The organism is Rhodococcus sp. NPDC078407 (assembly GCF_044542515.1).
Taxonomy (GTDB): Bacteria; Actinomycetota; Actinomycetes; order Mycobacteriales; family Mycobacteriaceae; genus Rhodococcoides.
Genome location: NZ_JBITUQ010000014.1, coordinates 61,172 through 86,967 on the forward strand (window position 1 = coordinate 61,172; position 25,796 = coordinate 86,967).

24 protein-coding genes and 1 tRNA gene are annotated in these 25,796 nt (G+C 65.4%); 9 read left to right on the plus strand and 16 right to left on the minus strand.

Annotated features, from left to right (window positions below; all coding sequences use genetic code 11):
* Positions 1–17: 17 nt before the first annotated feature.
* Positions 18–884 (minus strand): SDR family oxidoreductase, encoded by an 867-nt coding sequence (locus ACIGGF_RS15595; protein WP_397522165.1) that lies wholly within the window; start codon positions 882–884, stop codon positions 18–20.
* A 72-nt stretch (positions 885–956) separates the two neighbouring features.
* Here ACIGGF_RS15595 and ACIGGF_RS15600 point away from each other — a divergent pair, with 72 nt between their 5' ends.
* Positions 957–1,601: a TetR/AcrR family transcriptional regulator gene (locus ACIGGF_RS15600; protein WP_397522166.1), complete on the plus strand. Its 645-nt coding sequence runs from the start codon at positions 957–959 to the stop codon at positions 1,599–1,601.
* Positions 1,602–1,608: 7 nt separating this feature from the next.
* Here ACIGGF_RS15600 and ACIGGF_RS15605 read toward each other — a convergent pair whose 3' ends face one another.
* Positions 1,609–2,610 (minus strand): EamA family transporter, encoded by a 1,002-nt coding sequence (locus ACIGGF_RS15605; protein ID WP_397522167.1) that lies wholly within the window; start codon positions 2,608–2,610, stop codon positions 1,609–1,611.
* Positions 2,611–2,649: 39 nt separating this feature from the next.
* Here ACIGGF_RS15605 and ACIGGF_RS15610 point away from each other — a divergent pair, with 39 nt between their 5' ends.
* A complete protein-coding gene (locus tag ACIGGF_RS15610) occupies positions 2,650–3,183 on the plus strand; it encodes a CGNR zinc finger domain-containing protein (protein WP_397522168.1) in 534 nt (177 codons plus the stop codon).
* Positions 3,184–3,301: 118 nt separating this feature from the next.
* Complete coding sequence (locus ACIGGF_RS15615) at positions 3,302–3,583, plus strand: hypothetical protein (protein WP_397522169.1); 282 nt, start codon at positions 3,302–3,304, stop codon at positions 3,581–3,583.
* A 34-nt stretch (positions 3,584–3,617) separates the two neighbouring features.
* Here ACIGGF_RS15615 and ACIGGF_RS15620 read toward each other — a convergent pair whose 3' ends face one another.
* From ACIGGF_RS15620 to ACIGGF_RS15630, 3 genes are all read right to left on the minus strand, one after another.
* A complete protein-coding gene (locus tag ACIGGF_RS15620; RefSeq protein WP_397522170.1) occupies positions 3,618–4,931 on the minus strand; it encodes an AGE family epimerase/isomerase in 1,314 nt (437 codons plus the stop codon).
* A 39-nt stretch (positions 4,932–4,970) separates the two neighbouring features.
* Positions 4,971–5,528: a dihydrofolate reductase family protein gene (locus ACIGGF_RS15625; protein WP_397522171.1), complete on the minus strand. Its 558-nt coding sequence runs from the start codon at positions 5,526–5,528 to the stop codon at positions 4,971–4,973.
* Between the two features lie 74 nt (positions 5,529–5,602).
* Entirely contained in the window at positions 5,603–6,013 is a 411-nt protein-coding gene (locus tag ACIGGF_RS15630) for a RidA family protein (RefSeq protein ID WP_397522172.1), read from the minus strand.
* A 79-nt stretch (positions 6,014–6,092) separates the two neighbouring features.
* On the opposite strand from ACIGGF_RS15630, the gene ACIGGF_RS15635 reads away from it, so the two are divergent.
* A complete protein-coding gene (locus ACIGGF_RS15635) occupies positions 6,093–6,461 on the plus strand; it encodes a winged helix-turn-helix transcriptional regulator (RefSeq protein ID WP_397522173.1) in 369 nt (122 codons plus the stop codon).
* 4 nt (positions 6,462–6,465) lie between these two features.
* Here the strand turns inward: ACIGGF_RS15635 and ACIGGF_RS15640 are convergent, their stop codons facing one another.
* Positions 6,466–7,557 carry a spore photoproduct lyase family protein gene (locus ACIGGF_RS15640; protein WP_397522174.1) on the minus strand — a complete coding sequence of 364 codons (1,092 nt, stop codon included), beginning with the start codon at positions 7,555–7,557 and terminating at the stop codon, positions 6,466–6,468.
* A 61-nt stretch (positions 7,558–7,618) separates the two neighbouring features.
* Positions 7,619–10,156 carry a putative bifunctional diguanylate cyclase/phosphodiesterase gene (locus tag ACIGGF_RS15645; protein ID WP_397522175.1) on the minus strand — a complete coding sequence of 846 codons (2,538 nt, stop codon included), beginning with the start codon at positions 10,154–10,156 and terminating at the stop codon, positions 7,619–7,621.
* 318 nt (positions 10,157–10,474) lie between these two features.
* On the opposite strand from ACIGGF_RS15645, the gene ACIGGF_RS15650 reads away from it, so the two are divergent.
* The 4 genes from ACIGGF_RS15650 to ACIGGF_RS15665 are packed head-to-tail and all read left to right on the plus strand — an operon-like array spanning position 10,475 to position 14,478.
* A complete protein-coding gene (locus tag ACIGGF_RS15650) occupies positions 10,475–11,572 on the plus strand; it encodes a DNA alkylation repair protein (RefSeq protein WP_397522176.1) in 1,098 nt (365 codons plus the stop codon).
* Positions 11,573–11,630: 58 nt separating this feature from the next.
* The gene (locus ACIGGF_RS15655; RefSeq protein WP_397522177.1) at positions 11,631–12,722 is read left to right on the plus strand and encodes an outer membrane lipoprotein carrier protein LolA; all 1,092 of its coding nucleotides are present in this window, start codon (positions 11,631–11,633) and stop codon (positions 12,720–12,722) included.
* On the plus strand, positions 12,719–13,669 hold the full coding sequence (locus ACIGGF_RS15660) for an ABC transporter ATP-binding protein (protein ID WP_397522178.1): 951 nt from the start codon (positions 12,719–12,721) through the stop codon (positions 13,667–13,669). The genes ACIGGF_RS15655 and ACIGGF_RS15660 overlap by 4 nt, the downstream gene beginning before the upstream one ends.
* A complete protein-coding gene (locus tag ACIGGF_RS15665; protein ID WP_397522179.1) occupies positions 13,666–14,478 on the plus strand; it encodes an ABC transporter permease in 813 nt (270 codons plus the stop codon). The genes ACIGGF_RS15660 and ACIGGF_RS15665 overlap by 4 nt, the downstream gene beginning before the upstream one ends.
* Here ACIGGF_RS15665 and ACIGGF_RS15670 read toward each other — a convergent pair.
* From ACIGGF_RS15670 to ACIGGF_RS15710, 9 genes are all read right to left on the minus strand, one after another.
* Entirely contained in the window at positions 14,468–15,277 is an 810-nt protein-coding gene (locus ACIGGF_RS15670; RefSeq protein WP_397522180.1) for a lipase family alpha/beta hydrolase, read from the minus strand. The genes ACIGGF_RS15665 and ACIGGF_RS15670 overlap by 11 nt on opposite strands.
* A 21-nt stretch (positions 15,278–15,298) precedes the next feature.
* Positions 15,299–16,342 carry a zinc-binding dehydrogenase gene (locus ACIGGF_RS15675; RefSeq protein ID WP_397522181.1) on the minus strand — a complete coding sequence of 348 codons (1,044 nt, stop codon included), beginning with the start codon at positions 16,340–16,342 and terminating at the stop codon, positions 15,299–15,301.
* A gap of 85 nt (positions 16,343–16,427) precedes the next feature.
* Positions 16,428–16,694: a Txe/YoeB family addiction module toxin gene (locus ACIGGF_RS15680; protein ID WP_397522182.1), complete on the minus strand. Its 267-nt coding sequence runs from the start codon at positions 16,692–16,694 to the stop codon at positions 16,428–16,430.
* Positions 16,691–16,939: a type II toxin-antitoxin system Phd/YefM family antitoxin gene (locus ACIGGF_RS15685; protein ID WP_397522183.1), complete on the minus strand. Its 249-nt coding sequence runs from the start codon at positions 16,937–16,939 to the stop codon at positions 16,691–16,693. Before ACIGGF_RS15685 ends, ACIGGF_RS15680 begins: the two co-directional genes overlap by 4 nt.
* A gap of 244 nt (positions 16,940–17,183) precedes the next feature.
* Positions 17,184–17,256: transfer RNA gene (locus ACIGGF_RS15690), tRNA-Thr, on the minus strand.
* An 84-nt stretch (positions 17,257–17,340) separates the two neighbouring features.
* Complete coding sequence (locus ACIGGF_RS15695; protein ID WP_397522184.1) at positions 17,341–18,528, minus strand: DNA polymerase III subunit delta'; 1,188 nt, start codon at positions 18,526–18,528, stop codon at positions 17,341–17,343.
* A 101-nt stretch (positions 18,529–18,629) separates the two neighbouring features.
* A complete protein-coding gene (topA, locus tag ACIGGF_RS15700; protein ID WP_397522185.1) occupies positions 18,630–21,626 on the minus strand; it encodes a type I DNA topoisomerase in 2,997 nt (998 codons plus the stop codon).
* 109 nt (positions 21,627–21,735) lie between these two features.
* Positions 21,736–22,323 carry a hypothetical protein gene (locus ACIGGF_RS15705; protein WP_397522186.1) on the minus strand — a complete coding sequence of 196 codons (588 nt, stop codon included), beginning with the start codon at positions 22,321–22,323 and terminating at the stop codon, positions 21,736–21,738.
* A 147-nt stretch (positions 22,324–22,470) separates the two neighbouring features.
* A complete protein-coding gene (locus ACIGGF_RS15710) occupies positions 22,471–22,674 on the minus strand; it encodes a cold-shock protein (RefSeq protein WP_005248460.1) in 204 nt (67 codons plus the stop codon).
* A 461-nt stretch (positions 22,675–23,135) separates the two neighbouring features.
* Between ACIGGF_RS15710 and ACIGGF_RS15715 the strand changes: the two genes are divergently transcribed.
* On the plus strand, positions 23,136–25,436 hold the full coding sequence (locus ACIGGF_RS15715) for a DEAD/DEAH box helicase (protein ID WP_397522200.1): 2,301 nt from the start codon (positions 23,136–23,138) through the stop codon (positions 25,434–25,436).
* Positions 25,437–25,796: the final 360 nt, after the last annotated feature.

Below are 25,796 nucleotides of genomic sequence, written 5' to 3' on the forward strand. Positions count from 1 at the left end.
ATTCCTTCGGTGGGGGGTCAGCTGGTCTTGTTGCGTGCGCTCTCGGACCTGCCGAGGCGCGCTACTTCTTCGTCCATCTTGGGCAGGATCGTCGGCACGTGTTCGAGCATGCTGCGATCGCCGACCCGCGAGGTGATGACGGCCTTGAACCAGGACGCGGCACCCACCCACCGCGGCACGTAGACGCGACGCTTGCGCTTGGCCAGGCCGTCGACGAACGCGTCGACGCACTGCTCGACGGTCATCGTCTTGCCGAGGGGGCCGGGCAGTACCGCGAGCAAATCCTGGAACGCCGTGAGATCGGACTTCGCGTCCTGCACCATCGGGGTGTCGATCCACGCCATGTGGGCCGAGCCGACGTCGACTCCTCGGTAGTTCACTTCCAGCCGAAGAGCATTGGCGAAATGCTCGGCCGCGGCCTTGCTCGCGTTGTACGCGGCCAAGCCGGGGCACGGGGTGAATGCAGCCAGCGAGGAGACCACCAGGATGTAGCCGTTGCGTTCGATCAACGACGGCAAGGCCGCGCGAACGGTGTTGAACACGCCCATGACGTTGATGTCCATGACGCGTTGGAACGTCGCCGGATCGACCTGCATAATCGACCCGTAGCTGGCGATCCCGGCGTTGGCGAGAACCAGATCGATGCCTCCGTAGGCCGCGATACCGCCATCGACCGCGCGCTGCATATCGTCGAGATTCCGCACGTCGGCGACGTACGCCTCGGCCTTCAGCTGCGCTGCGACCTCGCGGAGCGGGGCCTCGTCGACGTCGACCAGTACCAACTTGGCTCCCTTACCCGCCAGCGCACGGGCGGTCTCGGCACCGATCCCTCGGGCCGCACCGGTGATCAGAACGACCTTGTTCCGCAGCGTCGATGACGCCATGTTTCCCCCTCGCTCGAGATGCATTCTTGGGAACACTTTGCATCTGATACCGAGCGGTGTCAAGATCTGTCTGTGACTACCCATCACAGTGAAGTAGGCCGCACCTACCGCGGCGCTCCCCCGCAGCAGCGGCAGCAGGAGCGTCGAACTCGACTGCTCGACGCCGCCGTCGAGGTGTTCGGCACCAGCGGTTACCGAACGGCGACCGTCGAAAAGGTGTGCGCCGAGGCAGGGCTGACCAAGCGCTACTTCTACGAGTCCTTCACCAACAGCGAAGAACTCCTGATGGCTACCTACGCCCGGGCCACCGACGCGATGCGCGAGAGCATCCTGGCCGGAGCCGCCGCCGAAAACGCTTCCAGCGAACAGGTGCTCAGGGGAGCCCTGACCGGCTTCTTCACGTTCGTCGCCGAACAACCGAAATCGGCCCGCATCGCCTTCGTCGAGATCCTCGGAGTGTCCCCCACCGTCGACGCGCTGTACCGCAAGACCACCACCTCGTTCTCGGCGACGGTGCTACAGGTGGCCGAGACAGTCGGGTCGAGCCGAGGCCTCGCCGGGCCGAACCGTCGAACATTGGCGATGGGCCTGGTGGGTGCCGTTCTCACCATTGCTCAGCAGTGGCTGCTGTCTCCCGAACGCGAACCCCTGGATTCGGTGATCGCCAGTGCCCACACCATCCTCGCCGCGGTGGTGTTCGGACGCGTCGACGACTGAGCAGCGGTCATTCCCTGCTCTGCAGCGGCTCCACCACGGCGTCGGCGGTAGAGCGTTCACCGGATTTGACGACCACGACACCGAGCAGAATCAGTGCGCCACCGGCCAATTGGATCGGGCCCGGAGCCTGGCCGAGCAACAGCCACGCAAACACCAGCGCCGCAACCACTTCCATCAGACCCATGAACGACGCCAACCGCGAGCCGAGGCGTCGGCCGGCCGCGATACCGAGCACGTAGGCCAACGCGGCCGTCACCACACCGAGGCCGATGATCGGGACCCACCACGGCACAACGGCATTCACGAAAGTGACATCGGTCAGCGGAGCGGTGAACGGGACGATGCCGACCAGTCCGGCAGCGAGCAGAATCAGTCCACCAGCGAGCAGACCGCCGCCGGCAAGCACGATCGGCGGCAAGCCGTTGCTCTCGTCGGCCGACAGCACCCAGTACACGGCCGCACCGGCCATCGCGCCGAGTGCCCACAACACGCCGACGGTGTCCACGTCCGCACCGGAGATCAGGTCGAGCACGAGCACCAGACCCATCGCGGCCAACAGCGCACCCACCAGCGTCAGCCGACCGGGCCGCTGCTGGTGTCGAAACCACATCCAGCCGATGACGGCCACCGGCGAGGTGAACTCGATCAGCAGCGCGACGCCCACGTCCATCCGGCCGACCGCGTTGAAGAAGGCGAGCTGACAACCGGCCACCGCGAAGGCCCCGTACGCAACAAGAAGCTTCCAGTTCTTCGCCAGCAGGCTCCAGCGCCCGCGCAGCGCGAGGACGGACGGAATCAGCAGAACGATCGCCGCCAACAGAATCCGCGCAGTCACCGCGGCCCCGGCCGTCCAGCCGGCGTCGAGCAAACCCTTGGCCAACGAGCCGGAGAGCCCGAACGACGCGGCCGACGCCACCGCGAAGACGAGTCCGGACAGGCGTCGAGACTGCGCCGCAGCGGCGGTGGAAGACGCGAGCTGCGCGTCGGTGTCATGAGTGTTGGCCGTCATGACATGTGACAGTAGAGACCGACTTGGTAAGGTGTCAACATGCTTTTTGCTCATGACGCGGAGTTGTCGTTGCTGTCCGCAGTGGCATTGGCCAATTCCGCCGAGGAACCGGACACGCTGACCACACGCGAGGAGCTGGCAACGTTCTTCACCGAACAGGGCTACTCCGGCCGCTTCGACGGCGACGACGCCGAACTCGAGGCGGTGAGAGCACTGCGGCCGACCCTGCGCGCACTACTCACCAGCAGCCGAGACGAGGCTGTTGTCGAGGTGAACCGTCTACTCGCCGAGTCGTCCGCCCTGCCGCGGTTGGTTCGTCACGGCGACCTCGACTGGCACATTCACGCCGTGGCCGACGACAGCCCCCTGGCCACCCGCATCGTCGTCGAGACCGCAATGGCGATGATCGACGTCATCCGCGCCGACGAGCTGTCGCGCTTCGGCGTCTGCGCCGATCCGGACTGCAATGGGCTGGTTCTCGATCTCTCACGCAACCGTTCCCGGAGGTTCTGCAGCACCACCTGCGGCAACCGCGCAGCCGTTGCCGCATATCGGGCACGCAAGGCTCAGTGACGGCGCCCACTGACGGCTCCGACGGGCTTAGACGACGGCTTTTCGGGTATACGCGGTCCGAACTGATGGAAAGGAATTGTCCCTTATGGTCGAGAAAAGGCCTACCGAGAAGACAAGCATGGTCAGAGCAGTCGAAAACATGCTGGGCGTCATCCTGATCTTTGCCGGAATCGCTGCAGCAGGCGGTCTGATCGCCGCATTGGCAGGCGGCTTCGAGGGTTGGGCGATCATCGCCGCAGTCGCCGTCATCGTATTGTTCGCCGGCGGATTCTTCGCCGTTCGCGACGGTGCTCGCCGCCGGGCCCGCGAATCGAATGCGGTCGTCTACGCCCCCGACAACACGAACGAACTGTTCGACGTCGACCCGAGCACAGGAGAACGCACTCCGCACCGGGATTAGTACGCCCCCTACTGCCAGGCGCAGTAAGTACCCCTCACCAGATACGCTCACTGTCCACAATGGGTCGCGCAAGGCCGAATTCCGTCGTCGACGAAGAATTGTGGACACTCAGCGCACCTGTGTCGTCTCGCAGAGCCGCCAGCATGCTCGAACTCGGTGCATATCGGCTGATCCAGGTTGCTTGCACCGCGTGATAGAGATCCGGCTTCCCGCTCCACACCGTGGCCGCGGGTCTGTTGTCGGCGTCGAGTTCGTGATGCCAGGAGCCGTCGACACGGTCGATGAACGAGTCGGCGGCGATATCCCACCATTCGCGATAGTCCTTGTTGTAGCGGCCATTTCCGGTCCGACGGCCCAGTGTCGCGGCGGCGGCGATCGCCTCGCACAGCACCCAGTGCAAGCGCTCGGTCACCACCGGTTGCCCGGTCCAGTCCGTCGTGTAGACGAACCCGGGCGTCGGGCCGGGTTGCCATCCGTCCTGCGCCGCACGGTCGTACAGGGACGCGGCGGCGGCAACGTAGTCGTGGCCGCGGGGGCTGTCGGCTACGAGACTGGCCTGCACGAGAAGGCGCGCCCACTCGAATCCGTGCCCCACCGTTGCCCCGTACGGCTTGAACTGGTTCGCGGTATCGCCGCTGTTGTACTCGAGCATCGGTTCCCAGTCGGTTGTGAAATGCTCTGGTATTCGATACTCGTTCTTCTGGGACCAGCCGATCACGTTGTCGCACATCCGTACTGCGCGGCTCCGCCAGACATCGGGCGCACCCGCATCGGCCGCCGCCAACAGCGCCTCGACCATGTGCATATTGCCGTTGATACCTCGATAGTCGTCGAGCTCGGTCCAATCCACATTCCAGGTATCCGCGCACATCCCGTAGGTCTCGTCCCAGAAGCGCTGATCCACGATCTCGAGGGCGTTGTCGAGCAGCTCGCGGCCATTCGGGTGTCCCGCCGCCGTGGCCGCCGCTGCTGCCAGCACCACGAAGGCATGCGCGTACGCGGTCTTCGTCGCCTCGGGGGACGAAGCGTCGGCGCTCGACTCGAACCAACCGCCGTTCGTGCTGTCTCGCAACGTCGTCAGTAGACCCTCGAACACTCGATCCGCCCGTCCATGTGACCCCGGTCGACCCAGTATCGAAGCGAGGAAATGCACGTGGGCCATCCGCGCGGTGATGTAGGTCAGAGCCGGATGGCTCAGATCGGGCTTCCCGCAGTTGTCCAACCACACGGCACCGCCGTCGGGGTGCTCGAGCGAGCTACCGAAATCGAGAAGCCGAGCCGATTCGGTGTCGAGCCACAGCTGGTGCGCGGGCAAGGTCCACCACTGACGACGATCTCCGGATGTCATGAACTCATTCTGCGCGATCCGGACCGACGAGAGGCCGGCTTACCGAACCACTGTGTACCGCAGATACATCCAGCCCGACGTTCGGAAGTGCTTCTGCTCCTCCAACACCAGGTTCAGTCGGTGGCCGACAGGGAAGTACGGTTTTCCGCCGCCCAGGATGGTCGGCACGACGATGAGCTCGAACTGGTCGATCTGGTCGAACAACGACGCGGCCAGGCTTGCCCCGGCGACAGCCAACGTGCCCTCGGTCTCCCGCTTGAGTCGCTCCACTTCGGCGACGGCGTCGGCACTGCGGACCAGCCGGCAACCGTCGGGCACGGAGGTGAGGGTGTCGGAGAAGACCACCCGCGGAGTCGCCTTGTACAGTTCCGCGAACTCGGCTTCGACGGGGTCACCGGCCGCCCGTTCCGGGTCGGTCCAGTAGTCCTCCATGGCCTCGTACAGTCGCCGTCCGAACAGAAAGACGCTCGTGTCCACGGTCTGCTGATTGGAGAAACGATGCGATTCCTCGTCGGGCATCGAGTAGTCGAGGCTGCCGTCGGGGTCCTCGATGTAACCGTCGAGGGAAACATGCAGGTTGTAGGTCAGGATGGCCATGTCGCTCCAGAGGTCGGGTGGGTTTGCCAGTATCGACCTCTGCACCGCCGACAAGTCACCGGCCGATCCGCGGATCAGTCCAGGATGGCCGTTGCCTCGACCTCGACGAGGACATCGGGCTCGAAGAGATAGTCCACTCCGATCAATGACGCCGGCGGCATCGGGGTCGGGAGTCCGATCTCGTCGGCGACGCGGGTGACGCCGTCCATGAACTCGCCGATCAGCTCGGGAGCCCAGTGTGTGACGTAGAACGTCAACCGAAGCACGTCGTCGAAAGTTGCTCCTGCACCGGCCAATCCGATCGCGGTATTGCGCAGCGCCTGCGCAACCTGACCGGCGAGGTCGTTTTCGGCAACAGCCGACCCGTCCTCGCGCCGGCCGATCTGACCACTGACGTGGATGTGTCGAGAACCCTGACCCACCGCCACGTGGTGATACGGAGTCGGTTGCATCATTCCGGGCGGGGTGAATCGAGTGACGCTCATAGCGTTCCCTTCGTCGTCGAAATCCAGGTATAAGATTGATACCTGGTACACGAAAGACACTTCAAGGGAACCTGGTTTCATGACCGATACCGCCGAGCGCAACGCAGAACTGACGATCGGTGCCCCGCACCGCGAACTGCTCGACCAAGTGCTCGACAAATGGTCGCTGCAAGTACTCAACGAATTGTGCGAGCGCCGCTGCCGATTCAACGATTTGCGCCGCGCGATTCCCGAGGTGACTCAGAAGTCACTCACAGCAACTCTGCGAAAGCTCGAACGCAACGGGATCATCGAGCGTACGGTTCTGAGCACCCGACCGGTGGCGGTGGAGTATCACATCACGCCCTTGGGCAAAACGCTCCGAGCTCCCGTCGACGTACTGCTGGCGTGGGCAGATACACACATGGGCGACATCAAACGAGCACGAGACCGATTCGATGCCCTATGACGGTTCACGTCCAGTAGAGCAGCTGCGCGTCGGGTAGAACGCTGGAGAGCTCGTCGGTGAACCAGCTGCGCATCTCCGCCATCGTGTCCTTGGGGTAGACGTACTTCACTCCGCCGAATTTGTTGCGCTTGGCCGTGCGTGTGCTCTCGTCCATCTCCAGTTTCGTACCCGGATACCAGCTCAGCAGCACGTCCTTGCTCGACGGCGTGAACCGATGGGTGATGATTTCTGCAGTCAGGTCCAGATCGGGCACATCACGAACCGCGTCGGCGACATCGGCGAGCAGCCGACCGTACTGCTCGCGCCACTGCGGAATGGGCATGATCGGCGCGATCGTCAACCCCACTCGGTACCCGGCCATCGCCAGTTGCCGCAATGCCTCGATCCGAGCCGGCATACGTGCCGTGCCGCCTTCGAATCGATGCGCGATGTCATCTGCGTTGACCGACAAGCGAACTCGGGCCTTTCGGCCGTGATCGAGCGTCACCAACTCGCGAACGTCGTCGAACTTGGTGGTGAATCGCAGCGACACGTCGTCGCCGTAGACGCCCGCACCCACTCTGCGCACGGCCTCGGCGAGCGATCCCGTCACGTGTTCGATCCCCAACGGATCGGTGTAGCAGGACAACTCGAAGGTGGTGCCCTCGTGGCCGCGTTCCTCGGTACCGGAGGTGATGGAACCGCGGCCTGCGTGAGTGCCGATACCCGCCAATACGTCGTCGATGTTGGCGAACACCCGGGTGATGGGCGGCCCGGACAACGACCCCGCCAGATAGCAGTACTGGCAGTGCGCCGGGCAGCCCTTGGCCAGGTCGATCCGCCAGTCCGCGCTCGGCGGAATCGGTTGCGGCTTCAACACACTGGGCGGTGCAACGACCACCGCCATCGTCGTCTTGGCTCGCGCATAGGTTTGGCGCTCGGTCTCACCGCGCAACCCGGTGAGGCGATCGCCGGGAAGAATGTCGATGTCGGCGACGCCGGCTGCTTCGCACCGACGAAGAATCTCCGCGGTGTGCGGTAGCTCGGACGCGGATTTGGTGACCAGGACACGAGAGGGCGTCCAGAGTCGGGTGGGGGCAACCAGAAGATCATCCATTACTCGTGTTCAACGCACGGGAGAGCGCATAGCTTCCCGGTTGCCGCCGCTCGGAGCGTGATCAGCCGCTCCACGTGTCCGACGGGACCTCGGCGGGCCGACCCATCAGGAAGCCCTGTCCCTGAACCGAACCGGGGAGCGCCTCGAGCTGATCGATGGTTTCGATCCCTTCGACCACGCATCTCAGGTTCAGATCGCGGGCGAGGTTGATGATCGCCCCGACGATGCTGCGGCTCGTCGGATCACTGGTCATCGTCGCGGTGAAGGAACGGTCGATCTTCACCGCGCTGACCGGCAGGGTGGCGAGGTATCGCAAGCTCGCGAACCCGGTTCCGAAGTCGTCGATGGCAATGCCGACACCCGATGCGCGTAGATCGCCCAGCTGACGCAGCATCGAAGAACCGGACTCCAGAAGCACCGACTCGGTCAGTTCCAACACGAGGTCGACCGGTTCCATCCGATGCCGACCGAGGGCAGCACCGACTGTTGCCGACAGGTCGACGTGTTGAGCCTGCCGAGCACTGAAGTTCACGGCCATCGTGACACGGGGGTTCGATGCCGAGGCGGATGCATTCGCCGAACGCCAGTGCACGAGAGTGCTCAGCGCGTCGTCGAGCACCCGCACACCCAGCTCCGAGATGAGCCCCGTGTCCTCCGCCACCGGAATGAATCTATCGGGTGTGATCTCGGCACCGTTGTCGTCGCGCAAGCGGGCCAGTGCCTCGAAACTCACGAGCTGTCTGCTCTCGAGGTCGTAGACCGGCTGATACGCCACGCTCAGGTTCGCGGCACCCGGCCGACCGGAATCGAGCGCATCTCGCAGGGTCTGCTCCACGTACGCGCGCTCGAGTGCGTTCGCACGCAGCGCGTCGTCGAAGGTTTCGATCCGGTCTCTCCCGAGTTGTTTCGCTCGGTACATCGCGGAGTCCGCATCCCGCAGCACCTCCTGCGCGCTCGTGCCCTTTCGGACCAGCACCATCCCCACGCTGACCGACACCACGTACTGACGGCCACCGTGCACGATCGGTGCAGCGAGCACCGTACGAATGCGCTCGGCGACGCGCTCGGCCAACCCGCCCGCCCGCGTGTCGGATCCACCCGCTGCGGGCAACGCATCGATGACGAGAACGAACTCGTCACCTCCCACCCGGGCGATGGAGTCGTTCGCTCGCAGAACCGAGCGCAAACGTCGAGCAACCTCCACCAGAACCGCATCACCGGCTGCGTGTCCACCGGTGTCGTTGACGCGTTTGAACCCATCCAGGTCACAGAACAGCACCGCCGCAGCAGCCCCCGTCCTCGCGCCGCGCTCGATGGCCGATCCGATTCGTTCCAGCAACATCATCCTGTTGGGGAGGCCGGTCAACGGATCCTGCAGGGCTGCCTGCTCGAGCGCACGCTCCGACTCCACGACATCGGTCACCTCTCGCACCACCGAGAGCACCTCCACCGCCGCATCGGACGGCCCGTGCCGAAAGGGGGTCGTACGTCGTGAGAACCACCGCAGGGTGCCGTCGTCCCCGCGTACCCGGTATCGGACGCTGACACTCTCGCCTTCCGGCAGTGAGGCCGCTTCTCGATCTGCTGCCCGAACGACCTCGACATCCTCTGCGACGACGCCGTCCAGTCCATCCTCCCCGGCAGTGGCATCGTCGGATCGACCGAATCCACTCCACCGCGGCCGACCGTCGTCGACCGATCCGTTCGCACCGGGGCCGGTCGCGCCGGGGCCGGTCGACAACGACTGCAGGCTACGAGAAGCCCACGTCACCCGGCCGGATTCCACGGCGGTGACGACGGTGACGTCCGGCGATGCCGTCAACACCGCATCACGGAAGGCCCGCGCCTGCTCGAGCTCTTCTCTCGCTTTCCGCTCGGCGGTGACGTCCTCGGAGAGCACCAGCGCGCCGACGATGCGCCCCGCGACATCGCGCAGCGGTCTGGCTTCGACCTCGAAGATCGCACCCGTCCGGGAACTCTCGGTGTCGAACGACGATTCCTTACCGTCCAGGGCCGCTCTGTAATGGGGCTCGAGTCTGGCGTAGGCCTCCGGGGGCACGGTGTCTTGTAGCAGCTGTCCCTCCATTCGCCGTGGGTCGTATCCTTCCGCCATCAGTCCGGCACCTTCGACGAGAACGAATCGCAAGTCGCGGTCCATGACGAAGACCGACGTGTGCGGCAGGTTTGCCGCCAACTGTCGATAGCGGGCCTCGCTCGCATCGTCGAACATCGCGGGCGAGCGGAGCAACGGACCGTAAAGGCGACGCATACCCAGGTAGACGACACCGGCAAGTGCGGTCGACGCCGTCACCGCAATGTCGACGCTTCCGCCCATCGACTGGCGCATCGCGTCGAGCATCCCCGTATCGGACTCGCTGCCCAGATGTGCGGCATGGCTGTCGAGCCCGGGCAACAAATGCACCGCGTGAAGGAGGTGGTGTGCGGCGCAGGTCAGAAAGATCGCTGCGGTGGCGACCGCCAGGCGATTGGTTCGGAACTGTCCCGTTCGGAGCAGCCCCCGGACGATGAACGCCACGATCCCGAGATACGCCGCAGCGGTGATCCCGTTGAGGATCACGACCGAGACCCACCCGCTCACAGTGATCGCTCACCGGCGCGGCACGGGCAACACGGATCGCGGTGCAACTTCATCCAGACGACGGGCACGACGCGACCCCCAGGACTATGGCCGATGTGCGCCAGGGTCGGTACGCCGGTGAACGTCGGCAGACCGAAATCCCAACGCTTGTTGATTTGCGAAGGTTATCCCAATTCGATTGCGGACGCCTCTGTCGGCGCACAGTCGAAAGTAGGTGTCGATCTGCGGAACTCGTCGGCAAACCGCCAGCATTCCGGTTGCGGATTCTCCTCGGCCCGAAGATTCACCGACGCGTGGCCCGTCGGGTAAGAAGCTCTCATGCCTTTCGCAGACGAACTCCTCGGCTCGGAGCCGGCTCACACACTGTTTCGGACCATCCGCGCCGCCGCTCCGAGCGCTGATCTGTCGCTGCTCGAGGCGTCGATCGATCAGTTGGGTCCGCTCGCGCTTCGGGCCCGCGCCGATCTACTCCGTGACGCACTTCTGGCGGGGCTGCCCGGCGACTATTCGACGTTCGCTCGCACCATCCGACGGGCCGCCGAGGACCCTGTCTTCGAGGGTTGGCTGATCTGGCCCGTCACCGGCGCGATTGCAACGAAGGCTGTCGAGGAGCAGAACTCGCACGCATTCGACGACGGCATGTTCTTGCTCGCCGAGCTCACCGGCCGACTCACCTCTGAGTTCGCCATCCGCACTTTTCTGCGAGCCGATCTCGATCGGTCTCTCGCCATCGCGCTGGACTGGACGCGGTCGTCGGACACACACGTGCGTCGTCTCGCGTCGGAAGGGACGCGTCCGTATCTCCCGTGGTCGGTCCGAGTCCCCGGAATTCTCGAGCAGCCAGGGGTGACGGTTCCCATTCTGGACGCGCTCTACACGGACGACAACGATTACGTTCGACGCTCGGTCGCCAATCACCTGAACGACTTCAGCCGCGACGTGCCGAACCTGGTCGTTGCCACCGCAGCGCGGTGGCTCGAACACCCGAACTCGAACACCGATCAGCTTGTGCGACATGCCCTTCGGACGGTGATCAAGAAAGGAAACACGGACGCGCTCGCGTTACTGGGGTTCGCGCCGGCCGAACTGGACGTGACCGGCCCCGTGCTCGACCGTGCGGAACTGCAGATCGGTGGCAGTCTGGAATTCACCGCTTCGATCCGCAACGTCGGCGTCGAACCCGCCAAGATCGCCATCGACTACGTCGTTCACCACACGAAGGCCAACGGCGGGATGACGGGCAAGACATTCAAGCTGACGACCAAGACGATTGCCCCCGGGACGAGCATCGACGTTCGGCGGCAACATTCGTTCCGGCCGTTGACGACGCGGAGGTACTACCCCGGCCCGCACGCGATCGAGCTCCAGATCAACGGTGTGAGTCACGGTCTCGCGGAGTTCGTGCTCGGGGGTTAGCTGCGAGCGTCGCGCAGCTCACATGCAGCACATCGGGTACGTCCGTACGGTCGATGAGGTGCGCAAGAAGTGGCGGTGGCTGGCGGTGGTGCTCGGCATCGCCGTGCTCGTGGCCACCCCGTCGGTGATCGACCGGCTGCCCGTCGACGCGTCGGACATCGGTGCGGCCGAACTGCTCTCTCGGGTCCAGTCCTCCACCGCGACGCCGTACTCGGGCTATGCCCAGGCTGTCGGCGGCGTCATCCTGCCGGTCACCGACGGACTCGGCGGCCTGCCGGATCTATTGGGCGACACCACGACCCTGCGCGCCTGGTATCGAAGCCCGGACAGCTGGCGCGTCGACACCGTGCGCCTCGCCGGTGAGCGCGGTCTCTATCGGAGCCCGTCGCGACTGTGGAGCTGGGACTACGAGCAGAACACGGCCGTCGTGACCCCGGTGCCCGAGCCGAGCCTGCGCCTGCCGCGCCAAGCCGACCTGCTGCCCCCGGAGCTGGGGCAGCGGTTGCTCAGTGAGGCGAGCGCCGACGAGGTCACCCGGCTGCCGGCCCGTCGAATCGCCGGCCGAGATGCCCCCGGCCTGCGGCTGATTCCCGCCGAGCCGCAGAGCACCATCACCGAGGTCGACGTGTGGTCCGACCCCGACAGCGGCCTCCCGCTGCAGGTCGACGTATTCGGCGACGGGGCCACGCGCCCCATCGTCAGCACCGCTTTCCTCGACTTCTCCTCCGCGGCACCCGATGCCGACACCGTCCGTTTCGTCCCACCGCCCGGTACCGATGTGCAGCAGCAGGACGGTCTCGACATCGCCTCGTTCGCCGACGGGATCGACTCAGCCCCACTTCCGTCGACGCTGTCCGGACTCGCACTGAGAGACCGCGACGGACCCGGTGCCGTCGGAATCTACGGCCGTGGAGTGACGGAGTTGATTGCCGCTCCCCTACCGCGCCGCGCCGCGCGCGGGCTCCTCGAACAATTGCGGGAGGCCCCCGGAGCCCGGGTGACCGGCAGCAGCGTCGCGCTGACTATCGGACCGCTCAACGTTCTGATCACCGAACCCACCGGGGATCGCCGCCGATACCTGCTCTCCGGCACCGTCACCGCGGAGACCCTGGCCACCGCCGCCCAGCAGCTCGAAGGAGCAGCCACATGATTCGCACGACCGGCCTCACCAAGCGCTACGGAGCGGTGCGGGCCGTCGACGGCGTCGACCTCGACGTGCGTGCCGGCGACATCTACGGCTTCGTCGGTGCCAACGGCTCCGGCAAGACGACGACCGTGCGGATGCTGCTGGGGCTGGTTCTGTCGACCTCCGGGCAGATGCAGGTACTCGGCGAGGAGATGCCGCGCCGGCGCAGGAGCGTGCTGCCGCGGGTGGGCGCGCTGATCGAGAACCCGGCCGCGTATCCCAATCTCTCCGGACGCCGGAACCTCACGCTGCTCGACGCGGCCGGCCCGGGCGGGTCCCGGCGCACCCGGACCGCCCGTGTCGGCGAGGCCCTCGAGCAGGTGGGCCTCGGCGGAGTCGGACGCAGACCGGTGAAGCAGTACTCGCTCGGCATGCGGCAACGTCTCGGCTTGGCCGCGGCGCTGATGCGCACCCCCGAGCTGCTGATCCTCGACGAGCCGACCAACGGACTCGATCCGCAGGGAATCCTCGAAATTCGAGAGTTGTTGCTGGGCCTGCATGCCCAGGGCACGACCATCTTTCTGTCCAGCCACCTGCTCGCGGAGGTGGAGCAACTGTGCGACCGAGTCGGTGTGCTCGATCGGGGTCGACTTCTCCTGCAGGATCAACTTTCCGCGTTTCGACAGCCCACCGGCCGGGTGCTCGTGCGCACCCCCGACCCGGCCGACGCGGTGACGGTGCTGTCCAGCGTGGAGAACGCCACCGTGCTCGAGCGTGACGGGCAGCAGCTCGTGATCGAACACCCGGACTCGGCCCTGCTCAACCGGCTGCTCGTGGAAGGCGGGGTGCGGGTGAGCGAGCTGACAACGCAACAGATGAGTTTGGAGCAATCCGTGCTGGCCGTGACCGGCTCGAGTGCAGATCGCGTCGACGGTCCCGTTCGCTCCGACAAGGCCGAGGTGGCCGCGTGATCGGCGTCGAGCTGCGCGCGATGCTGCGCCGACCCCGCACGTGGGTCGTGATCCTCCTGCTCAATCTGCTGCCCACCATCGTCGCGGGCCTGCTGGCCCTCACCGACGTCGGTCCGCGCCCCGGCGAAGGCCCTGCCTTCCTGTCCGCGGTGACCACCAACGGGCAGCTGTTCCCGCTCGCCGCGCTCGCCATCGTGCTTCCGTTGTTCCTGCCAGTCGCCGTCTCGGTCATCGCCGGCGACTCCATCGCCGGGGAGGCCCAGGCCGGCACCCTGCGCTACTTGCTGGCTCGCCCGGTGGGACGCACCAAACTCCTGGTGGCCAAGCTGATCTCGGTGGCCGCCTTCGTGCTGCTGGCCGTCGTCATCGTGGCCGCCGTCGCGTACTTCGTCGGCACGACGCTGTTCGACACGACGTCGTTGGCCGGGGTCTCCAGCGTGTCCGGAACGGTGCTGACCGACGAGCAGGTCGCCGTGCGCACCGTCATCGCTGTCCTCTACGTGACGCTGTCCATGCTCGGAGTCGCCGCCATGGGGCTGTTCCTCTCGACCCTGACCGACTCCCCGCTCGCAGCAACGCTGGGCGCGTTGGCGTTTCTCATCGCCAGCTCCCTGCTGCTGACGCTGGACGCCGCCGACGCCATCGCGCCGTACCTGCCGACGCGGTACTGGTTGGCCTTCGTCGACCTGTTCCGCGACCCGGTGCCGACGCGAGACCTGGTGCGCGGCGTCGGTCTACAGGGCGTCTACGTCGTCGTACTCCTCGGGGCCGCGTGGGCGAACTTCACGACCAAGGACATCACGAGCTGAGACGGCTGCAGTCGGCGGTGCCGAGCTCCACAGTGGAATCGGCGCCCAACTGAGCGGAGACCATCGCGCCGACGAGTGGATCGCGGGGCAGGCTCCCGTGATCGACGGTGGAGTCCGCACACACACTCTGCACCGGAATGTTGATTGCCCCGTCGAGTTCGGCGGAGTTCGGCGGGGTCACCACTTGATCCAGTTCGGTCCAGATCGACACCCACTGCGGCCCGTCCGGCGTCTCGTCGCCGGAGTTCAGGGCGGCGAGAACGGAGCTGTCCGGGGCGAGCTGCTGGCAGGCCGTCGGGCACCGGTCGGGTAGGACCTGCGCCGCCAAACCCGCGACCTGGGTGCCGTGATGCGGGGAGCCGAGGGTCACGATGCGTCGAGCCTGCGAGTCGCCGCCCAGATCGGCCGCCCAGATCCGGGCCACCACTCCGCCGGCGGAATAGCCGACGACGTCGACCGAGGTTGCTGCGGTCCGAGTCAGAGCCTCGTCGACGGCGTCTTGCAAGGTGCCGGCCTGGGCGGCGAGATCACCGACGCCACCGTCGGGCAGAGCCACCACGGTGGCGTCTCGGCCGTTCTCCCGTAGTTCGGCTGCGAGCACGTCCAGCGACTCGGTGGATCCGCCGAACCCGGGCACCAGCAGAACCGGGCCGGGCACCGATTGGTCGACGCTCGCGACGGGGTCATCGGTGAGGCGCGATGCGACGAACGCGGCCACCGCCGCGAGAACTCCGACCAGGACGAGAGCGAGCTGGACGAACACGAGTCGACGGCGAGCCGGGGCGAGGGATGCGAACACTCCATCCAGTGTGCCTGCGCGTCAGGCCTGATCGCGGATTACCGGCGGAACGAGCACGAACTTGCCGACGTGCCCCTTCTCCAGAAAGCGCTGCTGCGCCGCCGCGATCTGCTCGAGCGGAAACGATTCGGCCAGCAGAGGACGAATCTCGCCGGCTTCGATGTACGACACGAGGTTCGGGAACACGTCCTCGCTCCATGCCGTGCACCCGAGGAGCGTCAGATCGTTGAGGTACATCGTCCGAAGATCCAGCTCGACGACGGGTCCCGCGATTGCACCCGAGGACACGTAGGTTCCCCCGCGAACGAGAAGGTCGAGCAGTGGACCGAAACCGTCGCCGGCAACGTTGTCGATCACCACATCGACGCAGCGCTTGCCCAGGGTGCTCACCAGATCTGCGTCGCGACCGTAGATCTCGTCGACGCCGAGTTCACGGAGCTGGTCGTGCTTGGCGCGGCTCGCGACGCCGATCACCCGCGCGCCACGTCGGACGGCGAGTTGGATTGCGGCAGAACCGACTCCACCCGATGCGCCGGTGATCAGCACCGTCGAGCCGGAACGTACTTCGGCGCGCTCGATCATGTTCTCTGCCGTGCCGTAAGCACACGGAATCGTCGCCAGCTCGGCGTCGGTCCAGTCGCACTCGACCACGAAGACGTCGCTCGCCGGGACGACGACGAACTGGGCGAACGCGCCGGCCATGTCCGAACCCAACCAGCGCGTCTCGCCCGACGAGAATCCGTCGACGCGCATGCACGATCGAACCAGGACACGGCGGCCGATGATGGAATCATCGATACCGGGACTGGCACACACGACCCCGCAGCAGTCCGTGCCCTGAATCAGCGGAAACGGCGTCGCGTCGTTCCACCCGCCGTCGGCGTACCAACCCACGCGTGTGTTGATCTCGGTGTTGTTCATCCCGGCCGCCAAGACCTGAACAAGCACCTCGCCCGGCCCCGGGACGGGTTTGGGCACCTCGGATACGACGAGCTTGTCGTAGCCACCGTTGCCGATGGTGACGATGGCCGTCATCGATGCACCATGGGCGCTGTCGGTTGTCATGGACCGATCTTGCAGGAGCAGGGCGATGAGGTCGACCCAGCGCTGTCGCTCTGATCGACGATCGAGGCCCGGGTGCTCGGATCCGTCAGTAGTGGTATCGCGCCGACACGATGACGAGGTCTGGATTGTCGTCGCTGGGAGGCACATAGACGAGTCGGTGTTCGGCGTCGATTCGTCGTGACCATGCCCCGGCCAGAGCATATTTCAAGGGCTCGGGCTTGCCGATCCCGGAGTATGGGTCGCGCACAGCCGCGTCGATCAATTTGTTGATGCGGGCAAGCATCTTCTTGTCGACGACGGTCCAGGACGTGTAGCTGTCCCATCCCTCTTCGGTGAATCGGACTTCGGTCATTCGACCAGCTTTCTGGGTTTCACCTCCCCGCGGCGGGCCTGCTCCATGCTCTTCAGTAGGTGGGTTGCGTTGGCGGGACTACGCAAGAGATACGCGGTCTCGACCATCGCGTCGTAGTCGGCCTTCGACATGAGAATTGCATTGCCTCCCTTGGAGACGATCTCCACGGCGGTGTGATCCTCTACGACCTGTTCGACGAGCGGGAACAGACTCTTGCGGGCTTCGGTGCGAGTGATGGCTGACATGTCGATTTCGGCTCCTCCGGTCCGTGGCGCTGGCGGTCGCCGTCGGACGTGTGCAACCCGCATTGCGCGGGCAAATTTTTTCTGATCGGCCCCGCGGTGTGCGGGAAGTCGCCTTCAGCGCGGAAAAGGTACCACTTTCGGTACAGGTACCACAAGTGGTACCTTCTGGTGGGCGGCAACCACCGGCACTGGACACCGAAAAGCCCCTCACCGGTTCCTGCTGGTGAGGGGCTTTCGTTCTCTGAGCCGCCTAAGAGAATCGAACTCTTGACCTTTTCATTACGAGTGAAATGCTCTACCGACTGAGCTAAGGCGGCGTGCCTTTCGGCGTTGGTGAGTCTAACGGAGGAGCCCGTCGAAACTAAAATCGCCCTCCTCCGAAGCTCGATGCGGGCCCGCTCCTAGCGCAGTACGTCGCCCAGGGTCGCCACCATCGCGTAGATCGCGAACTTCGGTTTTGCGTTGACAGCCAACGACTCTCGGCATTCGAGGATCGCCTCGATGCTCTTCAGTAACGCCTCGGGCGAGACGGCCTTCGCCATCCGCTCGACCTGCTCGGCCATATCGGGGTGGGTGGCCGTCGCCGTCGATCCATACGAGCGCGCGAGGGCATCCCGATACAGGCCGACCAAGTCCATCAGCGCCCGGTCCAGCGAATCACGACCAGTTCTGGTGGCCCGAGACTTCTGCCGCTTCTCGAGGTCTTTGAGTACCCCGGCAGACCCGCGCAATGCCCCCGCCGCGCCCTTGCCGGTACCGCCTGCGCCGAGGGCTGTGCGCAACTCTTCGGTCTCGGCCTCATCGCGGGACGCACTCATCTCCTTGGCCTCGTCCTCGGCGGCCTTGACCAGTTCCTCGGCCGCGAGATAGGCCTGATTGGGCCGGGCCGCAGCCGACGCCAGGGCCAGCGCCCGTTTACGCCGTGCTCGCGCGTCCTCGTCCGTGGCGAGACGCCGGGCTCTACCCACGTGACCGCCGCTGATCGAGGCGGCCCACTCCGCCGTTTCGGCGTCGAGATTGTCGCGGGTCTGCAGCACCTGCGCGATCGCCGGCACCGTCGGCGTAACCAACGAGACGTGACGACAGCGTGAGCGCAAGGTCACCGAGATGTCTTGGGGATCGACCGACGGGGCGCACAACAGGAACACCGTCTTGGCCGGTGGCTCCTCGACGACCTTCAGCAGCACGTTTCCGGCACCTTCGGTGAGCCGATCGGCGTCCTCGACCACGACCACCTGCCACAGACCGGTGCTCGGCCGGCGCGAGGCGATGGAGACGATGTCTCGCATCTCTTTGGTACTGATGCTCAATCCCTCGGGCACGACGCGTCGCACATCGCCGTGAGTTCCGGCCATCGTCGTCGAACACGCTTGGCAATGACCGCACCCGGGAACACCCTCGGTGGTGCACTGCAGTGCCGCAGCGAAGCAGAGAGCAGCGATGGAGCGACCTGATCCGGGAGGGCCGGTGAATAGCCACGAATGCGTCATCGCCGACGAGTCGACGCCGCTGCGAGCAGCCACCGCGGCGGCCGTCAGGTCCGCCTCGACATCTTCCTGACCGACCAAACGATCGAACACACCCGCCATGCTGGCAACCATAGTGGTTTGCGCCGACAACCCGAACCCGCGAACTCGAAGCTATGGACGCATTCGGCCTGAAATGCGTCCATAGCTTCGAGCTCGACGGGCTATTCGCTGTCGGTCTTCTTGGCCGGGGCCTTCTTCGCAGCAGCGGTCTTGGTCGCGGTCGTCTTCTTCACGGCGGTCTTCTTGGCTGCGGCTTTCTTCGCCGGAGCTTTCTTGGCTGCGGCCTTCTTGGCCGGAGCCTTTTTCGCCGCAGCCTTCTTCGCCGGTGCCTTCTTCTTCACCGGTCCGCGAGCACGTCTGTCCGCCAACAACTCCGACGCGCGGTCGTCGGTGATCGACTCGACCTCGTCGTCCTTACGCAGGCTCGCATTGGTCTCGCCATCGGTGACGTACGGCCCGAAGCGGCCGTCCTTGATCACCATCGGCTTCTCACTGATCGGGTCGACGCCCAATTCCCGCAGCGGCGGCTTGGCCTCACCCTGACGGCCGCGACGCTTGGGCTCGGCGTAGATCTTCAGAGCCTCTTCGAGCGTGACGGTGAACATCTGATCCTCGTCCGCGAGCGAGCGAGAGTCGGTGCCCTTCTTCAGGTATGGGCCATAGCGACCGTTTTGCGCAAGGATCTCTTCCTTGGACTCCGGATCCACTCCGACGACGCGGGGCAGCGACAGCAGCTTGAGCGCATCGTCGAGCGTGATGGTCGCCAGGTCCATGGACTTGAGCAGAGAACCGGTGCGCGGCTTGGGGCCGGTGGCCTTCTTCGCCGCCGCCTTCTTGGCCGGTGCCTTCTTGGCCGGTGCCTTCTTCACCGCAGTCTTGACGCCACCGCCACCATCGCCGTCGCTGCCGGTCGAGATCGGCACGATGTCGGGTTGAGGCGGCGTCGGCTCGGGTTCCGGCTCGGGCAGAATCTCGGTGACGTACGGCCCGAAACGGCCTTCCTTGGCGACGATGTCGTGACCGGTCAGCGGATCGACACCGAGCTTGCGTCCCTCTTGCGGTGTGGCGAAGAGCTTTTCGGCGAAGTCCAGGGTCAACTCGTCCGGCGGAAGGTCGTCGGGCAAGTTCGCCCGCTGGCTGATCGGATCGCCGTCCGGATCATCGTCGTTCTTGACCATGCGCTCGAGGTACGGGCCGTAACGACCTACGCGCACATGGATTTCGCGGCCCTCGGAGTCGTCGAACAGACGAATGGAGTTGATGGTGCGCGCGTCGATCTCTTCGAGATTCTGGCCGACCATCTTCTTCAGTCCGCCGGAGCGTGCCACCGAACCCTCGGCACCGGTCTCGCCGCCGAAGTAGAAGTTCTGCAGCCAATTGCCCCGTCGCTCACGGCCTCCCGCGATCGCGTCGAGGTCGTCCTCCATACCCGCAGTGAAGTCGAAGTCCACCAGACGCCCGAAGTGCGCCTCCAGCAACGCAACCACCGAGAACGCCACCCACGACGGCACCAGCGCACTACCGCGTTTGTAGACGTAACCGCGGTCGAGGATGGTCTTGATGATCGACGAATACGTCGACGGCCGACCGATTCCCAGCTCTTCGAGCGTCTTGATCAGCGACGCCTCGGTGAACCGAGCGGGCGGGTTGGTGGTGTGACCGTCGGGATCGAGCTTGGTGGCCGTCACCGCCTGGCCGGCCTTCAGCGCGGGCAGACGCGACTCGGCGTCGTCGGTCTGACCGCCCGCCTCGTCGTCGACACTCTCGACGTACGCCTTGAGGAAGCCCGCGAACGTGATGGTGCGACCCGACGCGGAGAACGTGCACTCCTCGCCGGTGCCTGCGGTCCCGGTGATACGCAGCGTCAACGTGGTGCCGCGCAGATCTGCCATCTGTGACGCCACCGTGCGCTGCCAGATCAGCTCGTAGAGCCGGAATTCGTCGGTCTGCAGCGCAGAGTGCAACTGACCGGGCGTCTGGAACACGTCACCCGCGGGGCGGATGGCCTCGTGCGCCTCCTGCGCGTTCTTGACCTTGCGGGTGTACTGCCGCGGAGTCGGGTGCACGTACTCGGGACCGTAGAGCTCGGTCGCCTGTGCGCGTGCCGCGGAGACTGCCGACGCGGACAGTGACGTCGAGTCGGTACGCATGTAGGTGATGTAGCCGTTCTCGTACAGACGCTGCGCCACGCGCATGGTCCGCTCGGAACTGAAGCGCAGCTTGCGGCCGGCTTCCTGCTGCAGCGTCGACGTCATGAACGGCGGGTACGGCTTACGTGTGTACGGCTTGTCCTCGGCGGACGCGACGGTGAGATCGACGCCTTCCAGCGCGTCGGCGAGGCGTCGAGCACGCGGTTCGTCGAGAACGGTGACCGACTCGGTCTTGAGCTTGCCGTCGGCCCCGAAGTCGCGGCCCGCCGCGACGCGATTGCCGTCGACATTGACCAGACGAGCTCCGAAACTACGGGGGCTTGCTTCCGCACCGGCGTCGAGAGTGGCGGAGATGTCCCAGTACTCGGCGCTGCGGAACGCCATCCGCTCGCGCTCACGCTGGACGATGATGCGGGTGGCCACGGACTGCACTCGGCCGGCCGAGAGCTTCGGCATGACCTTCTTCCACAGCACCGGGCTGACCTCGTAGCCGTAGAGACGGTCGAGGATACGACGGGTCTCCTGGGCGTCGACGAGGTCTTGATCCAGGTCGCGGGTATCGGCCGCTGCAGCGAGGATGGCCGGCTTGGTGATCTCGTGGAACACCATGCGTCGAACGGGGATCTTGGGGTTCAGGGTTTCGAGGAGATGCCAGGCGATGGCCTCACCCTCGCGGTCGGGGTCAGTGGCGAGATAGAGCTCGTCGGCGTCTTTGAGCAGGCTCTTGAGCTCTGCGACCTTGCCCTTCTTCTCGGGCGAGACGACGTAGAGGGCCTCGAAATCGTGGTCGACGTCCACGCCGAGCCGCGCCCACGGCTCACCCTTGTACTTGGCGGGAACGTCGGCTGCACCACGAGGAAGGTCACGGATATGGCCGACGGAGGCCTCGACGACGTAGTTGCTCCCGAGGTACGGGGCGATCTTCTTTGCCTTGGTCGGGGACTCGACGATGACCAGACGACGCGGCTCGGCGGAGCTGTCCCCCGTGCCGTTCTTACGTGCTGCCACCTTGCTGCCGAACCTTCCCTAGTGCGTTTTCACAGGCAGATTTGCCTGTCCCACTACTAACAGACTGACATACGTCGACCAAATACTCGCAGATCAGTCATTTATCGGCCTACTGCGCGTGCGGCCACATCGTACGTGCGTCCACGCTCCGGGGAGCATCACCGACGTTCTCCGTCAAACGCAACAGCCGACGTCGGCCGGTGATTCTCAGTCCCGGATTGGAGCCGCGAGTGCCGATCAGAGTCGGCGCGATGCCCGCCCGCATCAACGACTGAGCGAGGACGGAATGGGTGTCCGGTGCGTGCGGATCGAGCCCGAGCACGTACCGCTCGCCTTCCGCCTCCGGACGGCCGGACGCGAGCACCCAGGCGCGAAGTTCGCGAGAACCCGGGATCCACCCGGGAGGCACGGCCTTCACCGCGCCCTTGGTCCACAACGACGCCAGCGCCGAGAGTTCCGGAACCGACGCGGTGCGGACGAGGGGACGGTCTTCTTCGGACCGACCCAGTTCTGCGGTCAGAGCACATTGCTCGATGAGTTCGGCGATGGCATCCGCGCGCCACTGCGCGTCGACGACGACAGAAATTCGGGCCGAGCCGGCGGAGGTGACGACATGGCCGGTGGCAGCCAGCAGCCCACTGAGATCGGTCACCGCGGGAGGCGACGATTCTGCAGAGAAGAAGGACAGCTGGTTCACAGCATGGACATTAGGACATCGACGCGCGCGCTCACGGCTTTCGGCGCTCCCCGGTGGTTCGTGGAAACGGAACATCCCCCTTCTCCATCGGCCCATAGGACCGGCGAAAAAGGGGGATGTTGGATCTCGACTCCGAAAAGAAGAGAATCAGACTGCGCGAACGCCCGTTGCCTGAGGACCCTTGGTGCCCTGGCCGACCTCGAACTCGACGCGCTGGTTCTCCTCGAGGGTGCGGAAACCGCTGCCCTGGATCTCGGAGTAGTGGACGAAGACGTCAGCCGAGCCGTCTTCTGGTGCGATGAATCCAAAGCCCTTTTCGGCGTTGAACCACTTCACAGTTCCCTGTGCCATGCTTTTCCTTCTCTTTCTAACACCGGATTCGATGGAGCGCACTTTCGATCCACCGGGCCGGTTCCGACCGCTGCACTTGTCTGAATCCCCCTCAGGATTCCCCCTGATGGACGAGCTCCTCCAGTACCGCGCCCGCAACATGAGATCCTGCGAAGCGTAGAACGAACACAGAAGCTGCGACCGCGTCAAGTGAACCATGAACTCCGCGTTCGCAACAGTCGAAAACCGACCCTTTTCGAACAATTTGCGCGTGTTGTGCGAAGACACAACACGGGATGGGTGAATTGCTGCCCTCACCAGGGCTCGAGCAGCTCGTTTCGGGCTCGGGATAGCATGGAGAGCCCGGGTCGAATGGGTGGCCAGTAGATCGAACGAATGCTTGGAGACCGGCAGTGAGCGAGATACATCCGCACGTCGGTGCGGATGTCGTCAGCTACGGACAGCGACTGCTGGATCGCGTAATGGCCGGTTCACCTGCGGGCGAGAGCCCGTTGACCCACGTCGCCGAGTTGCCGGCACGCGCATCCCGGTTCGCATCCTGGCCGTCATGGGTAGGCCCGGAAGTGGTGCAGGTGATCACCTCTCGTGGAATTGCGCAGCCGTGGACCCATCAGAGCCGGGCAGCAACGCTGGCCGCCGAGGGCCATCACGTGGTGCTGTCGACGAGTACCGCGTCGGGTAAGTCCCTGGCCTATCAACTCCCCATTCTGACGACCCTGTCCGCCGACGCCCGGGCCACCGCGTTGTATCTGGCTCCCACCAAGGCCCTCGGCGCCGATCAACTGCGCACCACTATTTCGATCACCGACGAATTGCGCTCGGTGTCAGACGAACTCGCGGAAGTGTTTCCCAGTGCATACGACGGAGACACACCGATCGAGATACGCCAGTGGGCCCGCGCCAACGCGCGCTGGATCTTCACCAACCCCGACATGTTGCACCTCGGCATTCTGGGTGCCCACGAGCGATGGTCGCGATTTCTACGCAACCTTCGCTACGTGGTGGTCGACGAGTGTCATTACTACCGCGGGGTTTTCGGGTCCAATGTCGCGCTGGTGCTGCGACGATTACGACGGCTCTGCGCTCGCTACGGTGCGTCCCCGGTGTTCGTTCTCGCCAGTGCCACCACGTCCGAACCCGGACGAGCGGCGAGCCGGCTCATCGGAGCGCCGTGCGAGGAGGTCACCGAGGACGGATCCCCGCACGGAGCGCGCACCGTCGCACTGTGGGAACCACCGCTCCTGAAGGAGATCACCGGCGAGAACGGCGCTCCGGTAAGGAAATCGGCCGGCGCGGAGGCGTCGCGCATCATGGCGGACCTGCTGGTCGAGGGTGCTCGAACGCTGGCGTTCGTACGCTCGCGGCGCGGTGCCGAGGTGACCGCACTGGGCGCACAGCGGATTCTGGCCGACGTCGATCCGCAATTGGTACGACGCGTCGCCGCCTATCGCGCAGGGTATTTGGCGGAGGACCGGCGAAAGCTGGAATCCGATCTGTCCGACGGCACATTGTTGGGGGTCGCGACCACCAATGCACTGGAACTCGGCGTCGACATCGCCGGTTTGGACGCGGTGGTCGTCGCAGGCTTTCCCGGCACCGTCGCGTCGTTCTGGCAACAGGGCGGACGAGCCGGACGACGCGGGGAGGGCTCGCTTCTGATTCTGGTCGCGCGGGACGATCCCCTCGACACCTACCTTGTGCATCACCCAGCGGCCCTCTTGGACAAGCCGGTCGAGGCCACCGTCACCGACCCCACCAATCCGTACATTCTTGCTCCCCAATTGCTCTGTGCTGCTGTCGAACTCCCGATCACGTTGGCCGAGGCCGAAGCGTTGAGCGCGGAAGCGGTACTCGAGGAGCTCGAGCTGAAAGGCTATGTGCGCAAGCGTCCCCACGGGTGGTTCATCACCCCCGAGGGCCAGCAACTGTCGCCGCACGGTGCGGTGAACATTCGCGGCGGCACCGGGGTGCAGGTGGCCATCGTCGACGGCGAGTCGGGCCGCATGCTCGGTACCGTCGACGGCGGCCGAGCACCTGCCACCGCACACCCGGGTGCCGTGCACATCCACCAGGGCGAGTCGTTCGTCGTCGACGAACTCGACCTCGACGCCGGTCTGGCGCTGGTACACGCCGAACAACCCGAGTGGAACACCTCGGCCCGCGAGATCACCGACATCTCGATCACGGCGGTGCACGAATCCGTCGACTACGGCGAGGTGCGCGTCGCGCTGGTACAGGTGAACGTCACCCACCAGGTCGTCGGATATCTTCGACGCCTCCTCTCGGGCGAGGTACTCGATTCCATCGAACTCGACATGCCAGCACAGACCCTCGACACCCGAGCCGTCATGTACACCATCACCCCGGAGTTGTTGGAGCACAGCGGCGTTCCGTACGAACGATTCCCCGGTTCGCTGCACGCTGCCGAACACGCCGCCATCGGATTGCTGCCACTGGTGGCGACCTGCGATCGCTGGGACATCGGCGGAGTGTCGACGGCTCTGCATCCCGACACCGGCCTGCCGACGGTCTTCGTCTACGACGGATACGACGGCGGAGCAGGATTCGCCGACCGCGGTCACGTGGCCATCGCCGATTGGCTCGCCGCCACGAAGGACGCCATCGTGTCCTGCGAATGCCAGACCGGCTGCCCGTCCTGTGTGCAGTCACCCAAATGCGGAAACGGCAACGATCCACTGGACAAAGACGGTGCCGTTCGCGTGTTGACGGCTGTGCTGGCAGCCATCACCCGAGAGGCTTGAGCCTGGCCGGGTTTTGCCCCGGGTCTGCTACGACGCGGCCCGGGTTCGCCGCCCACAGATTTCGCCGCCCACTGGTTTCGCCGCCCACTGGTTTCGCCGCCCACTGGTTTCGCCGCCCACTGGTTCGCCGCAAACGCACGCGCGTTTGCTGAACGCTCCCGAAATCGTCGGCTCGAGCGGGGCCATTCCGCTCGCACCTTGCGAACGCGCGCGCGTGCGCGGACTCGGGCGGGCGGCCTGGCGTACACGCACTCAGACGGGCCAGGGGGGCGGTTCCGGGGCGCTCTGGCTCCCGGGGCGGCTCGGGTACTCCGCAAACGCACGCGCGTTTGCTGAACGCTCCCGAAATCGTCGGCTCGA

Excerpts from the sequence above, each read along its gene's own strand:
- ACIGGF_RS15595 (WP_397522165.1), bottom strand. The coding sequence starts at position 884 with ATGGCGTCATCGACGCTGCGGAACAAGGTCGTTCTGATCACCGGTGCG.
- ACIGGF_RS15605 (WP_397522167.1), bottom strand. The coding sequence starts at position 2,610 with ATGACGGCCAACACTCATGACACCGACGCGCAGCTCGCGTCTTCCACC.
- ACIGGF_RS15610 (WP_397522168.1), top strand. The coding sequence starts at position 2,650 with ATGCTTTTTGCTCATGACGCGGAGTTGTCGTTGCTGTCCGCAGTGGCA.
- ACIGGF_RS15615 (WP_397522169.1), top strand. The coding sequence starts at position 3,302 with ATGGTCAGAGCAGTCGAAAACATGCTGGGCGTCATCCTGATCTTTGCC.
- ACIGGF_RS15620 (WP_397522170.1), bottom strand. The coding sequence starts at position 4,931 with ATGACATCCGGAGATCGTCGTCAGTGGTGGACCTTGCCCGCGCACCAG.
- ACIGGF_RS15625 (WP_397522171.1), bottom strand. The coding sequence starts at position 5,528 with ATGGCCATCCTGACCTACAACCTGCATGTTTCCCTCGACGGTTACATC.
- ACIGGF_RS15630 (WP_397522172.1), bottom strand. The coding sequence starts at position 6,013 with ATGAGCGTCACTCGATTCACCCCGCCCGGAATGATGCAACCGACTCCG.
- ACIGGF_RS15635 (WP_397522173.1), top strand. The coding sequence starts at position 6,093 with ATGACCGATACCGCCGAGCGCAACGCAGAACTGACGATCGGTGCCCCG.
- ACIGGF_RS15640 (WP_397522174.1), bottom strand. The coding sequence starts at position 7,557 with ATGGATGATCTTCTGGTTGCCCCCACCCGACTCTGGACGCCCTCTCGT.
- ACIGGF_RS15650 (WP_397522176.1), top strand. The coding sequence starts at position 10,475 with ATGCCTTTCGCAGACGAACTCCTCGGCTCGGAGCCGGCTCACACACTG.
- ACIGGF_RS15660 (WP_397522178.1), top strand. The coding sequence starts at position 12,719 with ATGATTCGCACGACCGGCCTCACCAAGCGCTACGGAGCGGTGCGGGCC.
- ACIGGF_RS15675 (WP_397522181.1), bottom strand. The coding sequence starts at position 16,342 with ATGACAACCGACAGCGCCCATGGTGCATCGATGACGGCCATCGTCACC.
- ACIGGF_RS15680 (WP_397522182.1), bottom strand. The coding sequence starts at position 16,694 with ATGACCGAAGTCCGATTCACCGAAGAGGGATGGGACAGCTACACGTCC.
- ACIGGF_RS15685 (WP_397522183.1), bottom strand. The coding sequence starts at position 16,939 with ATGTCAGCCATCACTCGCACCGAAGCCCGCAAGAGTCTGTTCCCGCTC.
- ACIGGF_RS15695 (WP_397522184.1), bottom strand. The coding sequence starts at position 18,528 with ATGGCGGGTGTGTTCGATCGTTTGGTCGGTCAGGAAGATGTCGAGGCG.
- ACIGGF_RS15710 (WP_005248460.1), bottom strand. The coding sequence starts at position 22,674 with ATGGCACAGGGAACTGTGAAGTGGTTCAACGCCGAAAAGGGCTTTGGA.
- ACIGGF_RS15715 (WP_397522200.1), top strand. The coding sequence starts at position 23,136 with ATGGCCGGTTCACCTGCGGGCGAGAGCCCGTTGACCCACGTCGCCGAG.